This is a genomic window from Pseudoflavitalea rhizosphaerae (genome assembly GCF_003991355.1).
In the GTDB taxonomy this organism is placed as follows: Bacteria; Bacteroidota; Bacteroidia; order Chitinophagales; family Chitinophagaceae; genus Pseudobacter; species Pseudobacter rhizosphaerae.
In genome coordinates, this window is record NZ_RCSU01000035.1 from 1 (window position 1) to 920 (window position 920).

1 protein-coding gene is annotated in these 920 nt (G+C 39.2%); it reads right to left on the reverse strand.

The genetic code is table 11. From position 1 onward, the window contains the following. Positions 1 to 88 precede the first annotated feature (88 nt). Positions 89 to 553, reverse strand: a complete 465-nt coding sequence (locus tag D9Y29_RS26400; protein ID WP_127133253.1) for a hypothetical protein — start codon at positions 551 to 553, stop codon at positions 89 to 91. Between the last annotated feature and the right edge of the window lie 367 nt (positions 554 to 920).

Consider the following 920-nt stretch of genomic DNA (forward strand, 5'->3'; position numbering starts at 1 on the left):
GTCCTAACCCTTAGACGAACGCGGCGTTGTAAGGGGGTGCAAATATAGGAGAAAGAGAAATAATCAGAAATTCTTTTTATAATACTCTCTAATTCTCTAAGAGGCTGATCAGAGAACTGAGCATCTCAGTAATCTTTTCTTTATCACTTTCTTTGTTGCTCCAGCCTCCATGATTTGTCATTTGTTTTACAATGAATGGATCGTAAACAGTCTTCAGTCTCCAATTGGTTATATGTTTAGAAGGCATGATCATGGTAACCAGCTTCGAAGATTTTCTGTGTCTCCCGATCACTTTAATTTTTTCATAGCCATCTCCCCAAATTGGAGGAAAACAATAAACTTTAGTTCCAGGCGAAAAATGCTTTGTCCCTTTTACCATTGTATGCTTGCTTTGATCCAGCCGTTCTTCAATTATGTTTCCAACGAGACAGTAAATAAATGCCTTGCCTGAACCGGGTGCTGTAAGATAGGATTCTGATTGGTGCAGGCTATCGGCGCGGCGGGAAGTAGCAGAAAATAATCTTGTAATAATATGTCGTAGCAGGTTTGGCATTGAATGGCAAATTATAGAAAATGAGACAACTTACACTTACTGATAAGGGGGGTATTGAATAAGTTTACTCAATACATTGAGTAATTTGTAAAATCAGTTTGAAGGACCTCATTTACAGTTGCTTGCAATAGAAGGCAAGAATCAAAGCGGATTCAGGCAGGAAGAGTGAAACCCGATAAAATGATCTGATAGGTTTTGCCTGATTAGGAGTATTTCCTGCAAATGAGCTGTTGAGTTTATTATGATCTCAATTCATGTGCTCAAACAAATTTCGCGTCTCAACTTCATTACTGCATAAAACGACAAAAGTCGCTCTCAGAGCGACTTTTAACCTTGTACCGCGTACGGGATTCGAACCCGTATCACC

Bases quoted from the DNA above. Each gene is read 5' to 3' on its own strand.
- D9Y29_RS26400 (WP_127133253.1), bottom strand. From the start codon at position 553: ATGCCAAACCTGCTACGACATATTATTACAAGATTATTTTCTGCTACT.